The organism is Flavobacterium sp. FG139, assembly GCF_057809695.1.
This window is the reverse complement of sequence record NZ_JBMDKL010000014.1, coordinates 18,346-41,715: the sequence shown is the minus strand read 5'-3', so window position 1 is coordinate 41,715 and position 23,370 is coordinate 18,346. Positions and strand designations below refer to the sequence as shown.

The following is a 23,370-nucleotide window of genomic DNA, read 5'->3' as shown; positions in this document are numbered from 1 at the left end:
AGACAAAACTTCCCTATAAAGTTATAAACCCGATGTTAATAATCTCGATTTCAAATCAATACTGTTAATTAGTATACACGCGAGATACTTTCTCAATACCATCAATTTTTTTGATGTTGTCCATTAGTTTTTTCAAAATGGTATTGTTTTGCACAATTACGGCAACTTGTCCGTTAAAAATTCCGGCATCACCACTCAATGAAATGCTCTGAATGTTAACGTGCATTTGGTTGGAAATAACTTTGGTAAGTTCGTTAGTAAGTCCCAAAGTATCCATTCCTGTGATTTTTAAAATGGCTTTAAATTCTTGTTGTGACGAATCAATCCATTTGGCTTGCATAATTCGGTAGGCGTAGTTGGATTGCAATGAAATGGCATTCGGGCAGTCTTTTTTATGCACTTTAATACCTTCGTTGATGGTTACAAAACCAAAAACGTCATCTCCAGGAATAGGGTTGCAGCAAGTGGACAATTTGTAATCCAATCGGTCTTGTTCTTTTCCAAAAACTAATAGATCGTAATTGCTGGTTAATTCTTGTTTGTGAATATCATCAGGTGCTGAACTCGGCGAACGTTTGATCTTATTCTTGAAGAAATTAATCAGCGTATTGCTTTTTTGAGCCGCATAATCTTTCAATTGTTGGTTTTCAATGGCTCCAATTCCGATTCTGTAAAACAAATCCAAACTGGTTTTAAGTTTGAAGAAAATAACCAATTCGTTTACAACACTTTCATTTAACGTAATTTTTAAATGTTTTAGCTTTCTGGTAAGCAATTCTTTTCCTTCTTCGGCTATTTTCTTGGTATCTTCGTTAAGAACATTTCTAATTTTATTTTTAGCACGAGAAGTTGTTACGTAATCGAGCCAATGCATGGTTGGTTTTTGATTGGGAGACGTTATCACTTCAATTTGATCACCACTTTTCAATTCGTGATTCAACTGGACTAACTTTCCGTTTACTCGAGTTCCACGGGTTTTAATGCCGATTTCTGAGTGAATGCTAAAAGCAAAATCTAAGGATGTAGCGCCTTTGGGCAACGATTTAATTTCGCCTTTTGGGGTAAAAACAAAGATTTCTTTGGCATACAAATTCATTTTGAAATCTTCTACGAAATCAACGGCATTGGTTTCCGAGTTTTCTAAAGCTTCTTTCAGAAGATTCAACCATACGTCTAAACCATTTTCTTCCGTGGCACCTTGTTTGTATTTGTAGTGCGCAGCATAGCCTTTTTCGGCAATTTCATCCATGCGTTCACTGCGAACTTGAATTTCTACCCAGCGTCCTTTGGGTCCCATTACAGTAATGTGTAGCGCTTCATATCCAGTAGATTTTGGTGATGAAATCCAATCGCGCAAACGACTCGGACTCGGGCGGTAATGATCGGTTACAATCGAATAGATTTTCCAAGCTAAAAATTTCTCATCATGCATGTTGGATTTGTAGATGATGCGCAAGGCAAATTTGTCGTACACTTCATCAAAACTTACATTTTGAGCCAACATTTTTCTTCGAATGGAATAAATAGATTTTGGACGCCCTTTTATAGTATATTCAACACTTTCATCATCAAGCGATTTTTTCAAAACATCCGAAACCAGTTTGATGTAGGCGTCTTGTTCTTCTTTTGTTTCTTTTATCTTACTTACAATGTCATTGTAAACCGCCGGTTCGGTATATTTTAAACCTAAATCTTCTAATTTAGTTTTGATATTGTACAACCCCAATCGATGGGCGAGTGGTGCATAAATGTATAAGGTTTCGGATGCAATTTTTACTTGTTTGTAATCGGGCATCGAATCCATGGTTTGCATGTTATGCAAACGATCGGCTATTTTGATCAAAATTACACGAACATCATCGTTTAACGTCAACAGCATTTTACGGAAATTTTCCGCTTGCATGGAGATGTTCATGTCTTTTTTAACTTGAGAGATTTTTGTTAAACCTTCTACCAGTTGGGCAATTTTTGGATTGAATTGTTTTTCTAAATCTTCCACCGTAATGGGAGTATCTTCAACTACATCATGTAGTAGTGCAGCAGCAATAGCAGTAGGGCCAAGGCCAATTTCGGAAGCTACGATTTTAGCTACACCAATGGGATGGAAAATATAGGCTTCACCCGATTTTCTTCGTTGGTCTTTGTGAGCATCAACGGCTACGTCAAACGCTTTACGAATAAGCTTTTTATCTTCAGGTGTAAGTGTTTGATAACTAATGCGCAGCAATTCCTTGTATTCGCGTGCTAGTGCTTTCTTTTCTTCTTCTAAATCAATCTCTGTCATAGCAAATTCTTCAATTAGCTAAAAATAGGAAAAAATTTTGAAAGTGCAATAAAAAAAATCCAAATTTCGAGTAAAATAGTTCGGAATTTGGATTTGTTATTTTGGATTTGAAACGAACTATTCGCTCACTTTACTAAAATCTAAATCGTGGAAGTCGTAACTAAAATCGGTCAGCGGAGAGATGGCTTTCATTTTAAAATGAACCGCAGATCCGTTGGGGTTTAGGTCAAAATACACAAAAGCATCCGCATGAAAACTTCTGTTGTCCCATTTAACTGCAAAAGTATTGTCTTTATAAAAAAACAACGAACCAGTAAGTCGAGGCGAACGCAGAGAAGTAAAACGTAACGCACCTTTTCTATAATTGATAATGATGTCACCAAACCAAGGATCTCTATACAATCCGCTAAATTTTTGCGGATCTACTTTAGTTCGTCGCATCATGTTCTCGTCAACGGTAGCCCAAACTTCATCAGTAATTTTGTCGGCATTATTCTCTTTGGCTTTGCGTTCGTTGAATAAGGTTTCGACATGATCGGGATAATTAAAATGGTAATAACTATCTTTAATGGTGTTAGAAATCGAGTTAAAAGCCGCACCAGATTGTTGATTGGTTAACACAATAATTCCCAATTTTATATCGGGAAATAATATGGTTTGGGTTACAATTCCATCCAAACCACCGGTATGATGCACTTGCAAATGCCCATTAATATCGGATAATTGCCAGCCCAAACCGTAGCTTTTGAAATTACAACTGTAAGGATTCATTCCATAAATTGGTAAAATGGTTTGTGGCGTCCACATGTCTTCATGAACCGTTTCACTAAACAATTGATTTTGGTTGTTCTCACCATATTTTCCATTGTTCAATTGGGCGATTACCCATTTACTCAAATCGTTGGTGCTCGCATAAATTCCAGCCGCAGCATCAAAAATTGGATTCGTATATCGTTTGATAACTTCTAATTTTCCGTTGGTTGGCACATGCGGACTAATTACATTGGTGGTATCCTTCACTCTTTTAAAAGACGCCGCACTGTTGTCCATTTGGAGCGGTTTCATAATGCGAGTTTCTATAAAGTCGCACCATGTTTTGCCCGAAACACGTTCGATGACTTCACCTGCAATGACATATAACAAATTGTCGTAATCGTATTCGGCTCTGAAACCTGAAACGGGTTTTAAATATTGAATGTTTTTGATAATGTCTTTTGGTGTAAAATTATGTCCGTCGGGCCAAATCATTAAATCGCCTGCGCCTAAACCTAATCCGCTTCGGTGTGTTAGTAAATCTCGAATGGTAAATTCGTTGGTGACATAATCGTTATACATTTTAAACTCCGGAATGTATTTGATGACTTTGTCGTCCCAATTCAGTTTTTTTTCATCAACCAGCATTCCTAAAGCAGCTGTAGTAAAGGCTTTACTGTTGGAAGCAATTCCGAATAGCGTATTGCCATCTACTTTTTTTTGCGTATAGATGTCGGTAACGCCATATCCTTTTGAAATAACAACTTTTCCGTCTTTTACAATGGCAACAGCAATTCCGGGAACATTAAAAGTTTTCATAGCTCTAGTCACCACATCATCGAGTTTTGATTCTGATATTTGACCAAAAGAAAGGGTATAAGCCCAAAAGGTAATTGTAGTAAAAAGTAATTTTTTCATAAGTATAATGTTGTTATAATCAAAAGCCACGTTGTCTTTTTGCTTCAAATAATAAAATGGCTGCAGCTACCGAGACATTCATAGAATCGATTTCGCCTTGCATCGGTATGATGATGTTTTGGGTAGCATTATCGCGCCAAGCTTGTGTCAAACCTGTTGCTTCGGTGCCAACCACTAAGGCTGTAGGAACCGTATAATTTTGTGTATGGTAGGCGTTGGAGTTTTGTAAGGTAGCGCCAAATATAGCAATGTTGTGTTTTTTTAGAAAGGCAATCACATCCTCGGTAGTACCAGTTGCTATTTGATTGGTGAAAAGACACCCTACACTGGAACGCACAATGTTAGGGTTGTACAAGTCGGTTTTGGGATTAGCAATAATCACGGCATCAATATTAGCGGCATCACAGGTGCGAAGCATGGCTCCAATATTCCCTGGTTTTTCAATCGATTCCAAGACTAAAATCAATGGGTTTTCAGGCAGTTTTAAATCGGATAATGTTAGCGATTTGGTTTTGGCTACTGCCAGAATTCCTTCAGTAGTATCGCGATAAGCTAATTTTTGATAGACTTCTTTGTTGATTTCGATGAGGTCAATTTGCTTATTTGATACTTTGGAAATGTATTCTTCTGAAATTAATTCGGGTACAAACAAAATCGTTTCCAAATCGTATTTCCCTTTGATAGCCAATTCGATTTCGCGTTTGCCTTCTATTAAGAAAGTCCCTGTTTGCTTGCGAACTTTGGCTTTTTCCTGAAGTTGGACTAACGATTTAATCAACGGATTTTGTATAGAAGTGATTTGTTTCAAAGGAAAAAAAAGTTTTAGGTGGCTAATTTACAGAGATTTTTATGAATTCCAATTTACTTTATCAAATACAGCCATCCCACCAAAGGTTCTGGATAGTCGTTGTCGTTTAAATTGAGAATGTAATAATAGGTTCCATCGGAAGAAATGGAATTGTCAAATCGGGTGCCTTTTGTGGCAAATCCGTCCCAATCGCTAGTGTTGTTGTTGCCTGTCCAAATTAATCTTCCCCAACGGTTGTAGATTCCAATTTCAAAATTTATGAAAATATTTCGCAATCCATCAATAAAGAAAGTGTCGTTTATTCCGTCACCATTGGCCGAAACAAAATTGTACACGGTTGGAGGACAATTTCTAACCTTCAATAAAAAGGAAGTAATTGCTTCACAATGAGCATTTTCTAATCGGACAAAAATTTCTTGAGGCGTACTAGTTGCAAGAAAATTGGTTGTGTTTGTAATGGCATTTACCTGGTTTTGAGCATCTGTTAGTGTCAAATAAAAGGCGACTACATCACTTGGATTTACTTTTACTAAATCGGCATAATTAGAGAAATCAAATGTTCCTTTGGTGAATCCTTCATTACACGAAATTAAAGGTTCTAGCACATTGTATTCGGGAGAAATCCATTGTGAAATGGCTTGTGAAAAAGTATTGTTATTTTCTATTATTTCTGTAACAGTGCCAGTTCCTGTGCCGTTGTCGTCCACTACAAATGTTAAGGTGTAATTGTTCGGAATTGACGTTGGCAGTGTGATGGTAATTTGACCGTTTTCAGTTCCATTAATAGGAATAACTGTTGCAGTTTGTGTCAGTCCGATGAGTTGTCCATCGGCATAAATAGCGATTGGAGTTCCGGATGGAAGCGGATTGGTGCAGTTTAAATTTGAAACGGTATAATCTACTACAATCACTTTTGAATTACAACTTTGAGAAACTGTATTAGTAACAATTGTAGCATCGGGTAATTGACTGTTCAATTTGGTCACAACCACATTAATCAGCACCACATCTTGCCCCGATGTAAGCTGAATTTGTGCCGATGTGTCGCCAATATTAATGTTATTTTGAATGTTATATACATCCAAATCCATATTGTATAAAGTGGAACTGCCTGTGAAACTATTGGTGCCGTTAAAAGCATTGTTCGCTGGGTTTAAAGGCGGATTGCTTAAGATATTTCCATTAATAGTCAAAGTTTCATTTACGGATAAAATGGAATCACCTTCCCAAGCCACAAAACCTATTTGAGCTCCAGCATTATCTATAACATTTAGGCTACTTAATGTAATTGTTATGTTGTTTGGAATGCTTTCTAAGCCATCATAAATATTAATTTGATTGAGAGGCAAACTACTGTCTTCATATACAATAACCAATGCCCAACCAGCAAAATTAGTACGGTTGTCGCAATAACCGGGTTCGTCAATTAGGGTTTGATACACATCCAAATCGGAAAGGGTATAATTACCATTTCCAGTGGCTAAAATTTGATTGGTAACATCTGCAAAAGCACTAAAATAAGGAAGTCCTGAACTTAATGAGATGTTTGAAAAGGTGCGTTGTGCTGTGATGTTAACCGCATTTAAATTAACGTTAAAATCACCCAAACCCGAACCGGCCCAATACAAATAGGCACTTTGAATCACTTGATTGGGATTTAAATTTAAATTTGCCGAAGACGAAGTGACTAATAAAGTACCGCAACCCGGTGTGATGTTATTTTCTCCTAAATTCATCGTATTTCCTAAAAAAACAAAATCATACCGACCGTTAAATTGCTGGTATAACGAAACGTTTTGCCCAAAAATCGAACAAACTGAACACAGAAATATACCTAAAAATAGAAAAGAGAATTTTAATTTCACTTCAAATAGCAATTTGGATGTCTAAATTAGACATTTATTTTTAATTATGCCTATTTTTGAAATTGGAAATACTATTAAATAATTGTGTAATTTTCCGAAGTTTTATAAATAAGAGTGAAAAACTACCAAGTTAGACGATATCAACCACATGATTTTGAGGTTTGGAATGCTTTTATAAGTGTTGCCAAAAATGTTACTTTTTTATTTCATAGAAATTTTATGGAATACCATGCCGATCGTTTTGAAGATTATTCGTTACTCGTTTTTGAGGAGGATAAAGTAATAGCGGTTGTGCCTGCCAATAGGGTTGGAGCTGCTGTTTTATCGCATCAAGGCTTGAGTTATGGCGGTGTAATTGTTAAAAATGATATTCGAATTAAAGAATACGTTTCTGTTTTTAAAGTGCTCATGCAGTTTTTAGAGTCAAATGGTATTGCGACTTTTGAAATGAAAATGCTGCCTAAAATTTACAATCAAACTTTGGCAGACGAAATTGATTATGTGTCTTTTTTAATGCAATCACAACTTTTTAGAACGGATGTGTATTTAGCCATTGACATGCAAAAAGATTATGAACCCAATCGAAATCGAAAAAGAGCCTTAAAAGTAGCTTCCGAATTGGGAATTGAAATTAGAGAAGAAAAGGATTATTCAGGTTTTTGGAACACCATTTTAACACCAAATTTAAACGAACGTTTTCACGTAAATCCGGTGCACACGCTTGATGAAATTCAGCAATTAGCAGCATCATTTCCTGAAAATATCACTCTTTTTAATGCCTATCAAAATAACGATTTGAAAGCCGGAGTAGTGATGTTTATATCCGAAACTACGGCTCATTTTCAATACAGCTCGGGTGGAAATGATCGTAATGACACCGCAGCTTTAGATGTTTTGTTTGATTGTATTATCAAAAAATATGCTCACAAAAAATACGTTAGTTTTGGAAGTTCTTCTGAAGAAAACGGTTTAAAATTAAACGAAGGATTGGCTTATTGGAAAGAAAGTTTTGGAGCTACCACGACGGTTCAAAATTTCCTCCGATTTAAAACCTCTAACCATCATTTACTAGAATCCCTATAACATGATAAAATTCCTCGATTTACAAAAAATAAATGCGCCTTACCAAGAGCAATTTCAAGATAAAATGAAATTAGTTTTGGATAAAGGTTGGTTTATTTTAGGTGATGAGGTAAAAGCATTTGAACGTGATTATGCCCAATATTGCGGCACCAATTATTGTATTGGAGTTGGAAACGGTTTGGATGCCTTGGTGTTGATTTTTAAAGCCTACATGCAATTAGGAAAACTTCAAAAAGGCGACGAAGTGATTGTTCCAGCGAATACGTATATTGCTAGTATTTTAGCAGTTTTACAAGCAGATTTGGTTCCGGTTTTAGTAGAACCTGAATTGGAAACCTACAACCTCAATCCCAATTTGATTACGGCTAAAATCACATCAAAAACCAAAGCCGTTTTAGCGGTTCATTTGTATGGTCAATTGGCCCAAATGAGTGCTATAAATACAATTGCAAATCAACATCATTTATTGGTTATTGAAGACGCTGCTCAAGCGCATGGAGCCATTTCAAAGGCAAAATTAAAAGCTGGAAATTTTTCTAATGCTGCGGCATTTAGTTTTTATCCGGGTAAAAATTTAGGCGCTTTAGGCGATGCTGGTGCTGTGACTACCAATGATGAAGCTTTGGCCAAAGTTATTTTTTCGCTTCGAAATTATGGCTCTGAAAAGAAATACCACAACGAATATATCGGAATTAATTCGCGTTTAGACGAACTTCAAGCAGCTTTTTTAAATGTGAAATTACCCAATTTAGATTTCGAAAATGATCGAAGAAAAGCAATTGCAAAACGGTATCTATCTGAAATTAAAAACAACAAAATCGTACTTCCTTCTTGGGATTTGTCTGATAACCATGTATTTCATTTGTTTGTGATTAGAACCGAAAACAGATTGGAATTGCAAGACTATTTATTGAAAAATACTATTGAAACGATGATTCATTATCCCATTCCGCCGCATCAACAGAAAGCGTTGGCTTCTTGGAATGCTCTTTCATTTCCTATTACCGAAAAAATACACAAAGAAGTGTTGAGTTTGCCTATGAGTCCAGTGATGACAGAAGAAGAAGTTAGTTTCGTAATCCAAATTTTAAATAACTACTAATTGAGCTTTTTAAAAGAAATACGTTCTAAACCTTTATTCAAAGCAATTTCTTTGAATGGGATTAGTATTTTGATTAAAATTTTGATTGGGTTTATCACCTCAAAAATCATAGCTATTTTTGTGGGTCCAAGTGGCATGGCTTTGGTCGGAAATTTGCGTAATTTTCTAACGTCAACCGAGGCATTTGCTACATTAGGTTTTGAAAATGGCGTCGTGAAATATGTTGCCGAACACAAAAAAGACGATGATAAACTCAAGCAGACATTGTCTACGATTTTCATTTCGGTTTTGGTAGTTTGCGTATTATTGAGTTTGGTTTTATTTTTCTTTTCCGAGTATTTTAATCAATCGGTTTTTGGAAAGCAATACTCATACGTCTTTATTTTCAAAGCATTAGCTGTTGGCTTGCCATTTTATATTGGAAATGTTTTCCTAATAGCCACGATCAATGGTTTGGGTGAATTTAAAAAAGTGATATACATCAATATCATTGGCAATTGCATCGGATTATTCGTTTCAGCGGTATTAATTTGGCAATTGAAAACCGAAGGCGCTTTGTTGGCAATCATCACAACACCATCATTGTTGTTTTTAGTTTCTTTTTTGTCCATCAACAAGGAAATTAAATTTTTTAAAGCTGTTAACAGGAAGTTTTATAAACTACTTTTTTTAAAAGATTTATCATCTTATTCCTTGATGGCATTGGTTTCGGCAGTTTTCGGACCTATGGTGTTTCTAGCCATAAGAAAAAATATTATTGCTACTATCGGAATTGATCAAGCTGGTTTTTGGGAAGCCATTACCCGAATTTCATCCTATAATTTTCTTTTTATAACCTCGCTTATTGGGATTTACTTTCTTCCTAAATTGGCCGTAGCCAAAGGGCATCAGGAAACAAAATCGCTTTTTTGGGAGTATTACAAAGGAATTCTACCACTTTTTGTAGTTGCTATGATGGTGCTTTATTTACTTCGTGATTTTGTGGTTCAGATTCTTTTTACCAAAGAATTCATGCCTGTTTCTAAATTGTTTTTTTGGCAATTGATAGGTGATACTTTTAAAGCAGCATCCTTCATTTTGGGATATCAGTTTTATGCCAAAAAACTAACAAAGGCTTTTATTTTTTTCGAATTGTTTTCCTTAACCATACTCTATTTTTCTAGCATTTATTTTGTTTCAATCTATGCTATTGAAGGTGTTGTTATGGCACATGCCTTAACCTACAGCATTTATTTTGCCGTGTTGAGTATGTACTTTAGAAAATCTTTGTTTTAGAAAATCGATTATTCGGTAAAAACTGAATCGGTGGGTTGTACTACAATTTCTTTATTGAAATAATCGGAAGTTTCTTGGTTTTTCCAATCGTTTTTATTGGTCGTTAATCCCATTATGATGGGTTTAAAAATGCTTTCTGGTTGGCTTTTCAATGCAGGTACTACTACTGTTTTATCTTTTGATGTTTCAATGATGTTTATACGATGAACCATTTCTTGGTTGTAATGGTATGCTTTTTTATTAACTAAATCATAATAGGCTTTGTATATAGGCGTGTTGGAAAACATAATCAATACAATGATACAGCCCATGGCATATTTTGTAGGTAGATTTAATTCGATAATAAAATGGTATTTTTCTTTCAAATAATGAAGTAGACATACCATCCAATAGCCAACACTCAAGATAAAATAAAAGTAAATGGTATTTATAGCTCGATCGGGTAAAATGTCGTGGTTGACCCAAAAACCTGGGAAAAGTTCCAAAACAAGTATGGAAAACAGCATTAAAAAAGCAAGTATTGGGTGAATGAATACTGATTTGTTGGTGGTAAGTTTAATTTTTTTATAAATTGTTTGTACAAAAAATAAACTAACAATCATTACAAGAGGCAACCATTTGAACCAATAATTGATACTAGCAATAATGGCATGTGATAACGAATATAACAAATCGTGTTGCACCGGAATGGCTTTTCCACGTACCACATTTCCGGGCGCCAGGATTTCGAATGCTCCAAAAGCAGTTACAAATAAGCACAAAACTAGCATGGTAATATCGATTTTTTTTAAAGCAAAGAATCTATAAAAAATGATGAAATAAAAGAATAACAAATTGAAAATTACGGTTATTTCGTTACAACCTATACAAGAGAATAGTGCTATTATAGCCATTAAAAGAAAAACTACTTTTTTGGAAGTATAAAACCGAATTATGAGTGCAAAGGCCAAAAGATTTAAAGATATCGGAAGTTGGTAGGTAATGGAACCAGGCATCCAATAAAAAGCCGAACAAGCATCGGGTAATTGAAAAAGAAAAAGAGACAACAACAATCCTACAATTGCTGTTTTTTTTCTGAATGACATCGTTTCAAAAAAGCTTGAAACAAATGTATATAGAGAGAAACAGAATAGCGAAAGTAAAAGAATAGGGATTATTTTATACCAATAAGTACAACCAAAATAAATGGGACTAAAACTCAGCAAAGTATTCGAAAAGTAGCGGCCACCTAAGTTGTTGTAAAACCAAAATGGTGCTTCATGGATAGAATAAAGTTTTACATAATATGCATAAAAAAAATCATCAGTGGCTGGATTGTTAAAAAAAGACAAAGTGAAAAAAGGGACTAGTGCTATTATTCCAATGAGAATAAAAAGGTTGTAATCCTTTACATGGCTGAAGAGTTTTTGTATTTGTAATTTCATTTTTATGTTTAACTAGTTTGCCAAATTGCACAATATTTGGTTGCAATTTTAATATAATCGTGTTCTTGTTCTACAAAGTTTCGAGCACGAGCTCCAATCGCATGTATCCAACTCGGATTTTCTATTAAATGAGAAAGTTCGGTTACTAAATAATCGACATTGGGTAATGCATTTACAGCGACTTTTTCGGTTAATTTATAATATTCCTCAAATTCTTTTTCAGCGCCAGTAAAAACCACTTTTTCTTTTGCCATTGCTTCTAAGGCATTGTACCCTTGGTCAAAACCATAGATTTGGTCCAAAACAATATGGGCCTGATTATACTTTTTGATATAGGTATCATAAGGAAGATTTTCGGCAATGATAATTTCTACGTTATCTGGATATTTCTGTTGAATAATGTCTAATGCTTTTTCAAAAAATGAAATGCCTTTGGTGAAATACGTGCCGCGATTGATGCCTAAAAAAATGACAATTCTGTCCAAATTTTCTATTGGTATATTATTGATTTTAGTCGCATTTATTGGATTTGGAATTAACCCTAAAAACTTCGGATTTCCTTTCAGAGGCAAGACATAATCCATGTCAGAAGCGATAACTCCAACTATGTTTTGATACACCAATTCGTGAGTTTTGATGTGGTTTGGAGACAAATAATCCAAAATAAAAGCATATTCTTTTTTCGAATTTGGATTTTCAAAAAACGGATTCATAATCGAATACCGTTCTTTTTTTTCCATTAAATGCTTGGCCACGATATAATCAACGCCGCAACACAAAAGAAACGTTTTTTGGTTTTGTTTGAAGATTTTTTTTAACAGATATCGTTCTAATTTTGGTGTAGTTTGAATGGGTGCCTCATTAATCAATTGCACCACGTCAAATCCTTTTAACTGTTTTAAATGAAAATAAAAACGAATCCCAAATTCCAATTGTGCGATGTCTAATTTAGTCACTCGATGAATAACTTTTCGAAAAAAAGTTCCAATGGTGCTTTCGCTCCATGTGGCTTTGGTTGATAAATCAACTGGAAAATTCTTGAAACCGTCGCCGTTTCCAACAAGGGTTACTTCATGACCAATCGACACTAATCCTTCTTTTAAGGAATTGTGCAACCGACTGTATTCTCCAATTAATAAAATTCTCACTTATTGCTTATATTTGTTGCTAAAATAGTCAAAATTAGTGAACTCTTCTTCCGAGAAATATAAAATTTGTATCGTATCCGATCAGTTAGCAGGTGGTGGCGCAGAGCGTTGTTCGGCATTATTATCTCAGTTTTTCGAGAAGAATAATGGCTCAGTTCATCATGTTTTGGTTATGGATAAAATCGAATATGATTATGCTGGCGAAGTTTTAAATTTAGGTAAACTCAAGAAAGGTGGTTTTAATTTAGACGACCGATTCAACCGGTTTTTTACACTGTATAAATTCTTCCGAAAGAATCAATTTGATTTCATTATTGATACGCGAGCCAAGAACAAACAATGGCAAGAACTCATTATCACAAAATTCATTTACACAGCACCATCAATATTTGTAGTACACAGTTATTTAACCGAATTGTACTTTCCAAAATGGCACTATTTAGCCAAATGTATGTACCGAAATAGCTACAAAATCATTGCGGTTTCTAATAAAATTAAAGGTAAAATACTTTCAGATTATCATTACAATCAGGTGCAAACCATTTACAATCCTATTGATTTAGAAGCTATTGAAAAGCAATCCAATGAGGCTTTGGATGTTGATTTTAAGTACATTCTCGCCGTTGGAAACATGCACATTGATGTAAAACAATTTGATAAACTAATTGCAGTTTACGCCAAATCAGATTTACCCAATCAAAACATCAAACTAGTAATAATTGGTGAAGGCATCTTGCTTCCGAATTTGAAACAATTGGCAAAAGACTTGAATTTGGAAGATAAAGTAATTTTTAAAGGAAGTATCGCCAATCCGTTTCCCTATTACAAAAAAGCACTTTTCACCGTTTTATCGAGTAAAAACGAAGGCTTTCCAACGGTGTTATTAGAATCATTAGCCTGTGAAACACCAGTGGTTTCCTATGATTGTTTGTCGGGTCCTAGCGAAATTATTACCGATAGACACAATGGTTTATTAGTCGAAAATCAAAATGAAAACCAACTCACTTTGGCTTTGAATGAAATGGTTTCAAATAATGAATTATATTTACAATGTAAAAATAACGCCAAATCGAGTGTAACAAAATTTGCATTGAACACCATCGGAGCAACCTGGTTGCAACTTTTTAAATCTCATACTAATGAACATTGAAATTATTTCGATACCTAAAATAGAAGATTACCGCGGTAATTTAGCCATAATTGAAAAAGATGTAGTGCCTTTTGACATTAAAAGGGTGTATTATTTGTTTGATGTTCCAAGTTCTGCACATCGTGGTGGTCATTCGCATATTGAACAGTTGGAGCTTTTGGTGGCCTTGTCGGGAAGTTTCGATGTAGTATTGAAAGACGGCACTTCCGAGCAAACGGTCACTTTAAACAAACCCGATAAAGGATTGCTTATTCATAAAAATATTTGGAGAGAATTGGAAAACTTTTCCTCTGGAGCGGTTTGTTTGGTTTTGGCTTCCGATGTTTTTATCGAAGAAGATTATATTCGAGATTACAACGACTTTTTAGCCAGTGTACAATGAGAATTCTCTATGTAACTCCACGAATAATTGGTGAAGGTGGTTTGGTTCGAGTACTATCAATCAAAGCCAATTACCTTGCTGATGTATTCGGAAATGAAGTACATATTCTGACGCAAAATGACAATCATATTGATCCATTTTATCATTTTAGTGATGCCATTACCTTACATAACATGACTTTAAATGGCAATCGAGTTACATTTCTAAAACAATACATTCAATCGGTCAAAGCTTTAATTTCCAAAATTCAACCCGATGTAATTATTGTCTGCGATGGATTGAAAGGGTTCTTTATTCCTATTTTTATCAAGACAGAAATTCCTATTTTATTTGAATCGCACGGTTCAATTTACAATACTGAAAATAAACCAAAATCATCTTTGGTATATAAACTCGGAATAAAATTTAAAAAATATGCCGCTTCCAAATTTGATAAATTCATCGTTTTATCCGAAGAAAGTAGAAACGAATGGCAGGTTTCGAATAGTGCTGTCATTCCCAACCCGAATTGGTTGCAAAATATAACGGTTTCTAATTTGTCAAACAAAAAAGCCATTGCCGTAGCGCGTCATAGTTATGAAAAAGGTATCGACCGATTGTTACAAGTTTGGAACTTGGTCTCTGAAAAACATCCTGATTGGTCGTTAGAAGTGTACGGTTCTTTTTTAACTAATTTCTATCAAAATCAGGCATCACAATTGGGGTTGACTTCGATTCATTTTCACCAACCTATTCCCAACATTGAAGCGCAATACAGCCAATCCTCGATGCTATTAATGACTTCTCGTTACGAAGGTTTTCCCATGGTTTTGATTGAAGCCATGACGTTTGGATTACCTTGTGTCGCGTTTGATTGTCCGTGCGGACCACGAGCTATAATTACTCACAACGAAACCGGTTTTTTAGTTGAAGATAATGACATTCAATTGTATTCGGAAAAAGTAATCCAACTTATAGAAGACCAAAATTTATCCAAAAAAATGAGTGCGAATGCTATAGCGGCGGCCTCTGCATTTGATTTAGAAACCATTATGACCACTTGGAATGAACTTCTAAAATCGCTAATTAAAACGTAATATGGCCAAAGAAATGAGCTACATCACCATCGGAGATTTTTTAGATGTGTATCATAAAATTAAAGAAAAAGGCATCTCTTTTTTGCTTTCAAAACTCAAAGTATTACCAAAGTCTAGAGTGGAAGCAAAGTGGGATTCGTATGCATCAACCTCTGATTTTTGGTTAGTTCCCGAGATTACCGAATTGTGGAATGAAATTATTTCTGGTGATAAGAATACCATTTACGAAGATTATGTGGTGGCCAACTATTTGAAAGGAAAATCGAATTTGAAAATGATTTCTATCGGTTGTGGTGAAGGATTACACGATCGCAATTTTGCAAAACATTCCTGTTTTTCTCATATTGATGCTGTCGATGTCTCCGGCGATAGTATTGCCAATGCTAGAGTTTTGGCAGATAAGGAAAATTTGAATATTCACTACCATCAAGGTGATTTTAAAAAGCTGAATTTCGAATTGGGTTCGTATGATATTGTTTTGTTTTCTTCCAGTTTGCATCATTTTGAAAACGTAGAAAATACGTTATCCGATTTTGTGAAACCACTTTTAAAAGACGATGGATTACTCGTGATTTTTGAATATTGCGGACCCAATCGCTTGCAATGGACAAATGCTCAATTGCAAAAATCGAACGAATTATTACAAATGTTACCGCAATCGTACAAGCAATTGTATCGAAGTACTTCTGTAAAAACAAAAGTATACCGACCTGGAATATGGCGCATGTTGCTGGTGGATCCATCCGAAGCGGTAGATTCTGAAGCGATTGTTCCAAGCTTGGCCAAGCATTTTCAAATTGTAGAACAAAAAGAATTGGGCTGGAACATTTTACATCTGTTACTCAAAGGAATTGCCCATAATTTTGTGAATGACACACCAGAAACCAAAGCGCTTATCTCCGATTTATTGAAAGAAGAACTAGATTTTGTACAATCTCAAAAAACTTCGGATGCTATTTTTGGAGTGTATAAAAAGTAACTTAGTGTTGCTGTTTTTTTGCTAAAACATAACACCCTAATTTATATAAATCAAATAGAAACAATGATGGTTTTTTAGAAACTAATTGCTGTTTGATTTTAGGTTCAAATAATTGAAATATAAATCGATAAAGTCTAGTTAATCGATAAAAGTTTAGTTTTGAATAGGCTTTTAGAATCTTGTTTTCATATACCAGTTCTGGATTTTTTTGAGCTATCCAAACCAAGTTTTCTGTAGCAATTTTTGTTTTGTCTAAAAACTGTTTTGAGGTTTCCAATCCTAGATGAATGACTGCATTTTCAATGTGTATAACTGGAATAGTATGCTTTTTTAAATTCAAAAAAAACAAATAATCTTCATAACCATAAGCTACTATTGCTGAATCAAACGAATGGGAAAGGAATACCTCTTTTTTAATCAATAAATTAGACGTTAAAGCGGTTTGAGTTGGATTTTTTTGCCGTTCTTGTAACGAAAGTGCTTCTCGTTTTTTACCATACATCCAGCGTAATATTTCGTCTCGCTGTGGTGGTTCAACTTGGTAAGTCAAGCCACCAAAAATAACATCAGCCAAAGGTGTAGCTTTGATGTAATTTTCTATAAATGTATCTGAAGTAGGAGTAATATCACAATCTAAAAACAACAACCACGGATAATTGGATTGGTAGGCTAACGAATTCCGATTGTTACCACGACCTAAATTGGTAGGATTGATGATAAAACGGCAATTTTCTAAAGCATTTATTTTTTGGTTTTCCAAATTATAGTCCGAGTTGGAAGCATCGTCTTGAGCAATAATTTCAAAGGCTATTTCCAATTGACTACATTGTTTTTGCAATTCACAAACTAAGTTGTAAATGTTGTAGTGATAAGTAGGAATTAAGATGGAAAGCATTACACTGATCTCTGAACCACTTCAAAAATAGCGCCATCCTCACATTTTAATGTTTTGGATGGGAATTTCATCAATAAGGCATAATCGTGTGTGGCCATAACAATAGTTTTACCTAACGCATTGATGTTTTTCAATACTTCTAACACTTCAACACTGGTTTGTGGATCCAGATTTCCAGTAGGTTCGTCGGCAAGAATTAATTCAGGATCGTTCAATAAGGCTCTAGCAATGGCAACACGTTGTTGCTCACCGCCCGACAATTGGTGGGGCATCTTAGAAGCAAAACCTTTCATGCCTACTTTATCCAAAACTTCATCAATTTTATGTTGCATTTCGTCAGTATCGGTCCAACCAGTAGCTTTCAATACAAAAAGCATGTTGTCGCTTACATTACGATCGGGTAGTAATTTAAAATCTTGAAAAACAATTCCGATTTTTCGTCTCAAATACGGAATATCTTTTTCTTGAAGTGTAGCCAAATCGTATTCCACAATATGGCCTTCGCCTTGTGTTAACGGCAAATCGCCATACAACGTTTTCATAAAACTACTTTTTCCAGTACCTGTTTTTCCAATAATATAAAGGAATTCACCATGATTTACTTCTAGATTGACTTGTGATAAAATCACTCTATTTTCTTGATAAATTGTAACGTCTTTTAAAGATAATACAGGTTGTGACATAGGAAATTTTGTTTATCGGGTAAAAGTAATAAATTTTAGATATTAGATATTAGATTTTAGAAATATAAATTTTTGAGCTTGTTTTTAAATAACCTAACATATTGATTTTTATTGTTTACTAACGTTTTTATATCTGATATTTAAAATCTGACATCTAAAATTAAATTGTTAAGAAAAATGTTTATAATAAAACCTGACAATGTCTCGTTATACTTAGTAGAATGATAATTTTGAATGATTATAAAAAACACCAGACAATGCGAAAAATAGCAGCTTTTTTACTCTTAAATGTATTGGCTTCGGGCGCAACACTTTCGGCGCAACAATCGGCAATTTATACCAACCAACTTTCTGAATTTGACAGAGCGGTTGCCTTGTATAATGACAAACAATATTTAGCGGCTCAAATTCTATTTGACAAAGTACAACAAAGCAATAAGGAGCAAGACGTTCAAGCAGATTGTGCCTATTATATTGCCAATTGCGCCATTCGTTTGAATCAATCGGGTGCCGATAAATTGATGGAAGATTTTGTAACCAATTATCCCACCAGTACAAAGCAAAATCAAGCCTATTTAGGCGTTGCCACGTATTATTTTGAAAATGGAAATTATCCTTTTGCTTTAGAATATTTCAGTAAAGTGGATGAAAGTGCCTTGGCGTATGACGAATTGGAAAAATATAATTTTCAAAAAGGGTATGCGTTTTTCTCTGCCAAAAATAAAAAAGAAGCGACAACCTACTTGAATAAAGTGGCTAATTCTAAAGAATACGGTTCGCAAGCCAAGTATTATTTAGGGTTTATGGCTTACGAAGGCGACGATTATAAAGAAGCAACTAAGTATTTTGACCAAGTTTCGGGTGAAGAAAAATATAAAGAAAAGTTGTCGTATTTTCAAGCGGATATGAATTTCAAATTGGGGAATTTCCAAAAAGCCATCGATTTAGGGAAAGCTGCTATGGCAAAATCATCAGCATTGGAAAAATCAGAATTGAATAAAATTATCGGAGAAAGTTATTTTAATTTAAAAAAATACGACGAAGCTTTGCCTTATTTGAAAGCCTATAACGGTAAAAAAGGCAAATGGAGCAATACCGATTTTTACCAATTGGGATATACCTATTACCAACAAAAAGATTATGAAAATGCCATTTCGCAATTCAATAAAATTATTGACGGAAAAGACTTTGTAGCTCAAAATGCCTATTATCATTTGGGCGAAAGTTATATGAAAACCGATCTGAAACAACAAGCATTAAATGCGTTTAAGAATGCTTCGGAGATGGATTTTGATAAGAAAATACAAGAAGATGCCAATTTGAATTATGCCAAAATCAGTTATGAAATTGGGAATTCCTATCAATCGGTTCCCGATGTGTTGTCGTCTTTTTTAAATAAATATCCGAATTCGCCAAGTAAAGGTGAGATTGAAGGCTTGTTGATCAATTCGTACATCACGTCTAAAAATTACAAAGAAGCCTTAACGTTATTAGAGAAAAATAAAAGTCCGGAAAATAAGCTAGCGTACCAAAAAGTGACGTTTTACCGTGGATTAGAATTGTATACCGATGGGAATTATCAAGAAGCTCAAAAAATGTTTAAAACATCTATTGGAGTTCAAAAAGATGCTAAGTTCTCAGCTCGTGCTACCTTTTGGAAAGCTGAAACCGAATATACGTTAGACAACTTTAATGAGGCGTTGTTGAGTTTCAAGCAATTTGAAGGCATGGCGGAAGCTAAGAACACACCAGAATACAAAAACATCAATTACAACATTGCGTATTGCTATTTCAAACAAAAAGAATACGACCAAGCCGGTAATTATTTCCAAAGTCAGATTGATGCGGTGAAAGACGATAAAATTCGTTTGAATGATGCCTATTTGCGTTTGGGTGACAGCCGTTTTGTTACGTCAAAATATTGGCCCGCAATGGATGCCTACAATAAAGCTATCGAATTAAAAAGTGTGGATGCCGATTATGCAGCGTTTCAAAAAGCCATCAGCTATGGATTTGTAAGCAAAAACGATAAGAAAATAGAAGATTTTAATAAATTTTTGCAAACGTTTAAAACATCGCAATATCGTGATGATGCTCTGTTTGAATTAGGAAATACGTATGTTGCCGATAACAAACCCGATTTGGCAATTAAAACCTACGACCAATTGTTGAGTGAATTCAAGAATGGATCGTATTCGTCCAAAGCTGTGTTGCGTCAAGGTTTGATTTATTATAATGCGAATAAAGATGAATTGGCGATTGCTAAATTCAAAAAAGTCGCTTCAGAATACCCAAGAAGTCCAGAAGCCTTAGAAGCTGTTTCTACCGCTCGATTGATTTATGTGGATAATGGAAAAGTAGACGAATATGCTACGTGGGTTAGAACTCTAGATTTCGTTGAAGTTTCGGATGCCGATTTGGATAACGATACGTATGAAGCTGCCGAAAAGCAATATTTGCAAAACAATACCAAACAAGCGATTTCAACTTTGAGTGGTTATGTGGCTAAGTTTCCTAAAGGACTTCATGCGTTGAAAGCCAATTTTTATTTGGCACAATCGTATTACGCCGATGGTTTAGAGCAAAATGCTATTCCGAATTATGAATATGTAATTGGGCAATCTAAAAGCGAGTTTACCGAACAAGCTTTGGCGCGTTTGTGTGAAATCCATTTGAAAAAAGACAATTTCTCTAAAGCGATTCCCGTTTTAAAACGATTAGAAACCGAAGCCGATTTTCCGCAAAACATCACTTTTGCGCAAGCCAATTTGATGCGTGCGTATTACGATCAAAAAGATTATCCAAATGCCGTAGTATATGCTGATAAAGTACTAAGTAATCCCAAAACGGATAACAAAATTAAAAGTGATGCGCAAATCATTGTAGCACGTTCGGCTATAAAAGCGAATGACGAAGCGAAAGCTCGTGTAGCCTACGCTAATTTATTAAAAATTGCTAAAGGTGAACTAGCCGCCGAAGCCTTATATTATGATGCTTATTTCAAAAATAAAGACGGAAAATTTGCCGATTCTAACAAAGCGGTTCAGAAGTTAGCTAAAGATTATTCGGGGTATAAATATTTTGGTGCACGTGGATTAATTGTGATGGCGAAAAACTATTACGGATTGAAAGACAGTTTCCAAGCTACTTCAATTTTGGATAGTGTAATCGAAAACTTTACTGATTTTCCCGACGTAGTTCAAGAAGCACAAACCGAATTGGACACCATTAAAACCGAAGAAAGTAAAACGAATTCGTCGATTACTAAATAGATTTTAAATTATAGACAAATAGAAAATAGACGAATAGATGATAGACTTTAAATACTATGAATGATTTTAAAAGACATAATTTTAAGAAACTTAAAGTTTGGCAAATGTCAATGGAAATTGCAAAAATGATTTTTGAATTAACATCAAATTTTCCAAGTATAGAAAAGTATGGGTTAATTAGTCAAATGAATCGATGTTCTGTATCAATGTCATCAAATATCGCTGAGGGTTCTAGCAGAACGAATAAATCATTTAGTCATTTTTTAGACATCGCATTAGGTTCATCTTTTGAACTTCAAACACAATTATTAATAGCTAACTCGTGTAACTTTATTTCTGATGATGTTACCCACAATATAGAATCTAAATTAGAGGAATTCCAAAAAGCAACCATGACGTTTCAAAATACTTTAAACTAAAAGAAAATGAATTTTATAAAAAATATATCTCAATTCACAATATTCGAAAGTCTATCATCTATTCGTCTATTATCTATTTGTCTAATAGTAACCACTCAAATTTCATTTGCGCAAAAGCAAGATGGTGATATCGGTACCGAAGTGGTTAATGTGGTTAAACCCTACACACCAACCATTTCGGATGCATTTAAAGTAAAAGAAACCCCATCTTTAGACGACGACGAAAACTCTAAAAAAGAAAATATTCAATACAATATATTTTCTTTTCCTGTGGCGTCCACTTTTACACCTTCTAAAGGAAAAGCCGCTGGTGTAGAAAATGGAGCGAAAGAAAAATTGTTCAACAATTATGCGACATTAGCCGCTGGAAATTATGGTAACATCAACGCCGAATTGTTTGTAACTCAAACCTTAGAAAGTGGTGATTATGTAGGTGCTATGTTGCGTCATTTGTCATCGCAAGGCGGTATCAAAAATGTAGCATTGGATAATAATTATTCTAATTCTGCTTTGGATGTAACGTACGGCAGTAGAACTCAAAAACTGGCTTGGAATGGTGATATTGGTTACCAACGTCAAACGTATAACTGGTATGGTTTGAACCCAATTTTGTATGAAGGTTTATCACCGTCAGATAAAGACTTATTTTTAAACGGAATCAATCCAAAACAAACGTATCAAAATATTTATTTAGGCGGAAGATTGTCAGTTAACGAGAGTGCTTTTAAAGAAGCAACATTCCGTTTCAATCATTTTTCAGATGGTTTTTCTTCTGGTGAAAATCGCTTTGTTGCTAAGCCTTCATTACAGTTTGATGTGATGGATGTAAAATTAAAAACCGATTTTGTGTTGGATTATATTAATGGTAAATTTCAAAAAGACTATTATGATATTTCGGGCTTGAAATATGGTTATACCAATGTTGGTGTTGCGCCAAGTTTCCAAATCAATAAAGATGATTTTTCGGTCAATGTTGGAGTAGGTATTTTCTATAGTATGGCAACTGAAACAGGAACAACTACGGCAAAAAATAAATTATTTGTCTATCCAAACATAACCGGTTCTTATAAAGTGGTTGGTGATTTGATGGTGGCTTATGCTGGAGCCGAAGGAACGTTAAAACAAAATTCGTATCAAGAATTTGCACAAGAAAATTTCTTTGTTTCACCAACTCTAGCTGTTGCGCCAACCGACCAAAAGTTTGATGTGTATGTCGGTTTAAAAGGAAAATTAGCCAATACAATTGGGTATAACATTCGTGGTTCGGTGATGAATGAAGATAATAAAGCATTGTTTTTAAGTAATATTTTTTCAAATTATAATACAAATAAGGAAGGATATACTCATGGAAACTCGTTTAATGTAGTTTATGATAATGTAAAAACAGTGAGTTTCTTTGGGGAATTAAAAGCCGATTTTTCTAAGAATGTTTCTTTTGGAATCAACGGAACTTTTAATAGTTATTCTACTAAAAATGAGCAAGAAGCATGGAATTTACCAGGAATAAAATTAGGTTCTACTATTGATTTTAATATAACTCCAAAATGGTATGCAGGAGCAAATGTTTTCTTTGTAGGTGAACGAAAAGAACTTAAGTTTGTTCAAACCGCATTAGCTATTTTTCCACCAACGTATTCTACAGAAACAACTAATCTAGACAGTTATTTTGATTTGAATGCCCATTTAGGTTACAAACACAATGATCGACTGACTTTTTTCTTGAAAGGAAATAACTTAGCCAATCAAAACTACCAACGTTGGATGAATTATCCCGTACAAGGAATTCAGGTATTAGTCGGCGCTAATTATAAATTTGATTTCTAGAAAATTAGACTTAAAGATTATTAGATTGTT

General features: G+C 34.6%; 18 protein-coding genes. 10 read left to right on the top strand and 8 right to left on the bottom strand.

Going from position 1 to position 23,370, the window contains the following annotated elements:
- Nucleotides 1-64: 64 nt before the first annotated feature.
- The 4 genes from ACODSI_RS12160 to ACODSI_RS12145 form a co-directional block, all read right to left on the bottom strand.
- Nucleotides 65-2,284: a RelA/SpoT family protein gene (locus tag ACODSI_RS12160; RefSeq protein WP_488917128.1), complete on the bottom strand. Its 2,220-nt coding sequence runs from the start codon at nt 2,282-2,284 to the stop codon at nt 65-67.
- A gap of 117 nt (nt 2,285-2,401) precedes the next feature.
- A complete protein-coding gene (locus ACODSI_RS12155) occupies nt 2,402-3,955 on the bottom strand; it encodes a serine hydrolase (protein ID WP_488917127.1) in 1,554 nt (517 codons plus the stop codon).
- Between the two features lie 19 nt (nt 3,956-3,974).
- Nucleotides 3,975-4,763 (bottom strand): TrmH family RNA methyltransferase, encoded by a 789-nt coding sequence (locus ACODSI_RS12150; RefSeq protein ID WP_488917126.1) that lies wholly within the window; start codon nt 4,761-4,763, stop codon nt 3,975-3,977.
- 53 nt (nt 4,764-4,816) lie between these two features.
- A complete protein-coding gene (locus ACODSI_RS12145) occupies nt 4,817-6,628 on the bottom strand; it encodes a T9SS type B sorting domain-containing protein (protein WP_488917125.1) in 1,812 nt (603 codons plus the stop codon).
- Nucleotides 6,629-6,742: 114 nt separating this feature from the next.
- On the opposite strand from ACODSI_RS12145, the gene ACODSI_RS12140 reads away from it, so the two are divergent.
- From ACODSI_RS12140 to ACODSI_RS12130, 3 genes are read left to right on the top strand one after another with little or no spacing between them, the layout of a single operon-like run.
- Nucleotides 6,743-7,711 carry a GNAT family N-acetyltransferase gene (locus ACODSI_RS12140; RefSeq protein WP_488917124.1) on the top strand — a complete coding sequence of 323 codons (969 nt, stop codon included), beginning with the start codon at nt 6,743-6,745 and terminating at the stop codon, nt 7,709-7,711.
- Between the two features lies 1 nt (nt 7,712).
- Entirely contained in the window at nt 7,713-8,813 is a 1,101-nt protein-coding gene (locus ACODSI_RS12135) for a DegT/DnrJ/EryC1/StrS family aminotransferase (RefSeq protein ID WP_488917123.1), read from the top strand.
- Entirely contained in the window at nt 8,814-10,088 is a 1,275-nt protein-coding gene (locus tag ACODSI_RS12130) for an O-antigen translocase (RefSeq protein ID WP_488917122.1), read from the top strand.
- An 8-nt stretch (nt 10,089-10,096) separates the two neighbouring features.
- On the opposite strand, the gene ACODSI_RS12125 is transcribed toward ACODSI_RS12130, so the two are convergent.
- On the bottom strand, nt 10,097-11,512 hold the full coding sequence (locus tag ACODSI_RS12125) for a DUF6056 family protein (protein ID WP_488917121.1): 1,416 nt from the start codon (nt 11,510-11,512) through the stop codon (nt 10,097-10,099).
- A gap of 8 nt (nt 11,513-11,520) precedes the next feature.
- On the bottom strand, nt 11,521-12,660 hold the full coding sequence (locus tag ACODSI_RS12120) for a glycosyltransferase (protein WP_488917120.1): 1,140 nt from the start codon (nt 12,658-12,660) through the stop codon (nt 11,521-11,523).
- A 37-nt stretch (nt 12,661-12,697) separates the two neighbouring features.
- Here ACODSI_RS12120 and ACODSI_RS12115 point away from each other — a divergent pair, with 37 nt between their 5' ends.
- Genes ACODSI_RS12115 through ACODSI_RS12100 form a run of 4 tightly spaced genes read left to right on the top strand, consistent with a single transcriptional unit; the run spans nt 12,698 to nt 16,247 of the window.
- On the top strand, nt 12,698-13,810 hold the full coding sequence (locus ACODSI_RS12115; protein WP_488917119.1) for a glycosyltransferase: 1,113 nt from the start codon (nt 12,698-12,700) through the stop codon (nt 13,808-13,810).
- Nucleotides 13,800-14,192: a sugar 3,4-ketoisomerase gene (locus ACODSI_RS12110; RefSeq protein ID WP_488917118.1), complete on the top strand. Its 393-nt coding sequence runs from the start codon at nt 13,800-13,802 to the stop codon at nt 14,190-14,192. The genes ACODSI_RS12115 and ACODSI_RS12110 overlap by 11 nt, the downstream gene beginning before the upstream one ends.
- Nucleotides 14,189-15,268 (top strand): glycosyltransferase family 4 protein, encoded by a 1,080-nt coding sequence (locus ACODSI_RS12105; protein WP_488917117.1) that lies wholly within the window; start codon nt 14,189-14,191, stop codon nt 15,266-15,268. The genes ACODSI_RS12110 and ACODSI_RS12105 overlap by 4 nt, the downstream gene beginning before the upstream one ends.
- 1 nt (nt 15,269) lies before the next feature.
- Entirely contained in the window at nt 15,270-16,247 is a 978-nt protein-coding gene (locus tag ACODSI_RS12100) for a class I SAM-dependent methyltransferase (protein WP_488917116.1), read from the top strand.
- A 1-nt stretch (nt 16,248) separates the two neighbouring features.
- Here the strand turns inward: ACODSI_RS12100 and ACODSI_RS12095 are convergent, their stop codons facing one another.
- Nucleotides 16,249-17,142: a glycosyltransferase family 2 protein gene (locus ACODSI_RS12095; RefSeq protein ID WP_488917115.1), complete on the bottom strand. Its 894-nt coding sequence runs from the start codon at nt 17,140-17,142 to the stop codon at nt 16,249-16,251.
- Entirely contained in the window at nt 17,142-17,825 is a 684-nt protein-coding gene (locus ACODSI_RS12090) for a cell division ATP-binding protein FtsE (RefSeq protein WP_488917114.1), read from the bottom strand. The genes ACODSI_RS12095 and ACODSI_RS12090 overlap by 1 nt, the downstream gene beginning before the upstream one ends.
- Before the next feature lie 257 nt (nt 17,826-18,082).
- Between ACODSI_RS12090 and ACODSI_RS12085 the strand changes: the two genes are divergently transcribed.
- Genes ACODSI_RS12085 through ACODSI_RS12075 form a run of 3 tightly spaced genes read left to right on the top strand, consistent with a single transcriptional unit; the run spans nt 18,083 to nt 23,340 of the window.
- On the top strand, nt 18,083-21,097 hold the full coding sequence (locus tag ACODSI_RS12085; RefSeq protein ID WP_488917113.1) for a tetratricopeptide repeat protein: 3,015 nt from the start codon (nt 18,083-18,085) through the stop codon (nt 21,095-21,097).
- A gap of 56 nt (nt 21,098-21,153) precedes the next feature.
- Nucleotides 21,154-21,516: a four helix bundle protein gene (locus ACODSI_RS12080; protein ID WP_488917112.1), complete on the top strand. Its 363-nt coding sequence runs from the start codon at nt 21,154-21,156 to the stop codon at nt 21,514-21,516.
- Nucleotides 21,517-21,522: 6 nt separating this feature from the next.
- Entirely contained in the window at nt 21,523-23,340 is a 1,818-nt protein-coding gene (locus ACODSI_RS12075) for a TonB-dependent receptor (RefSeq protein ID WP_488917111.1), read from the top strand.
- Nucleotides 23,341-23,370: the final 30 nt, after the last annotated feature.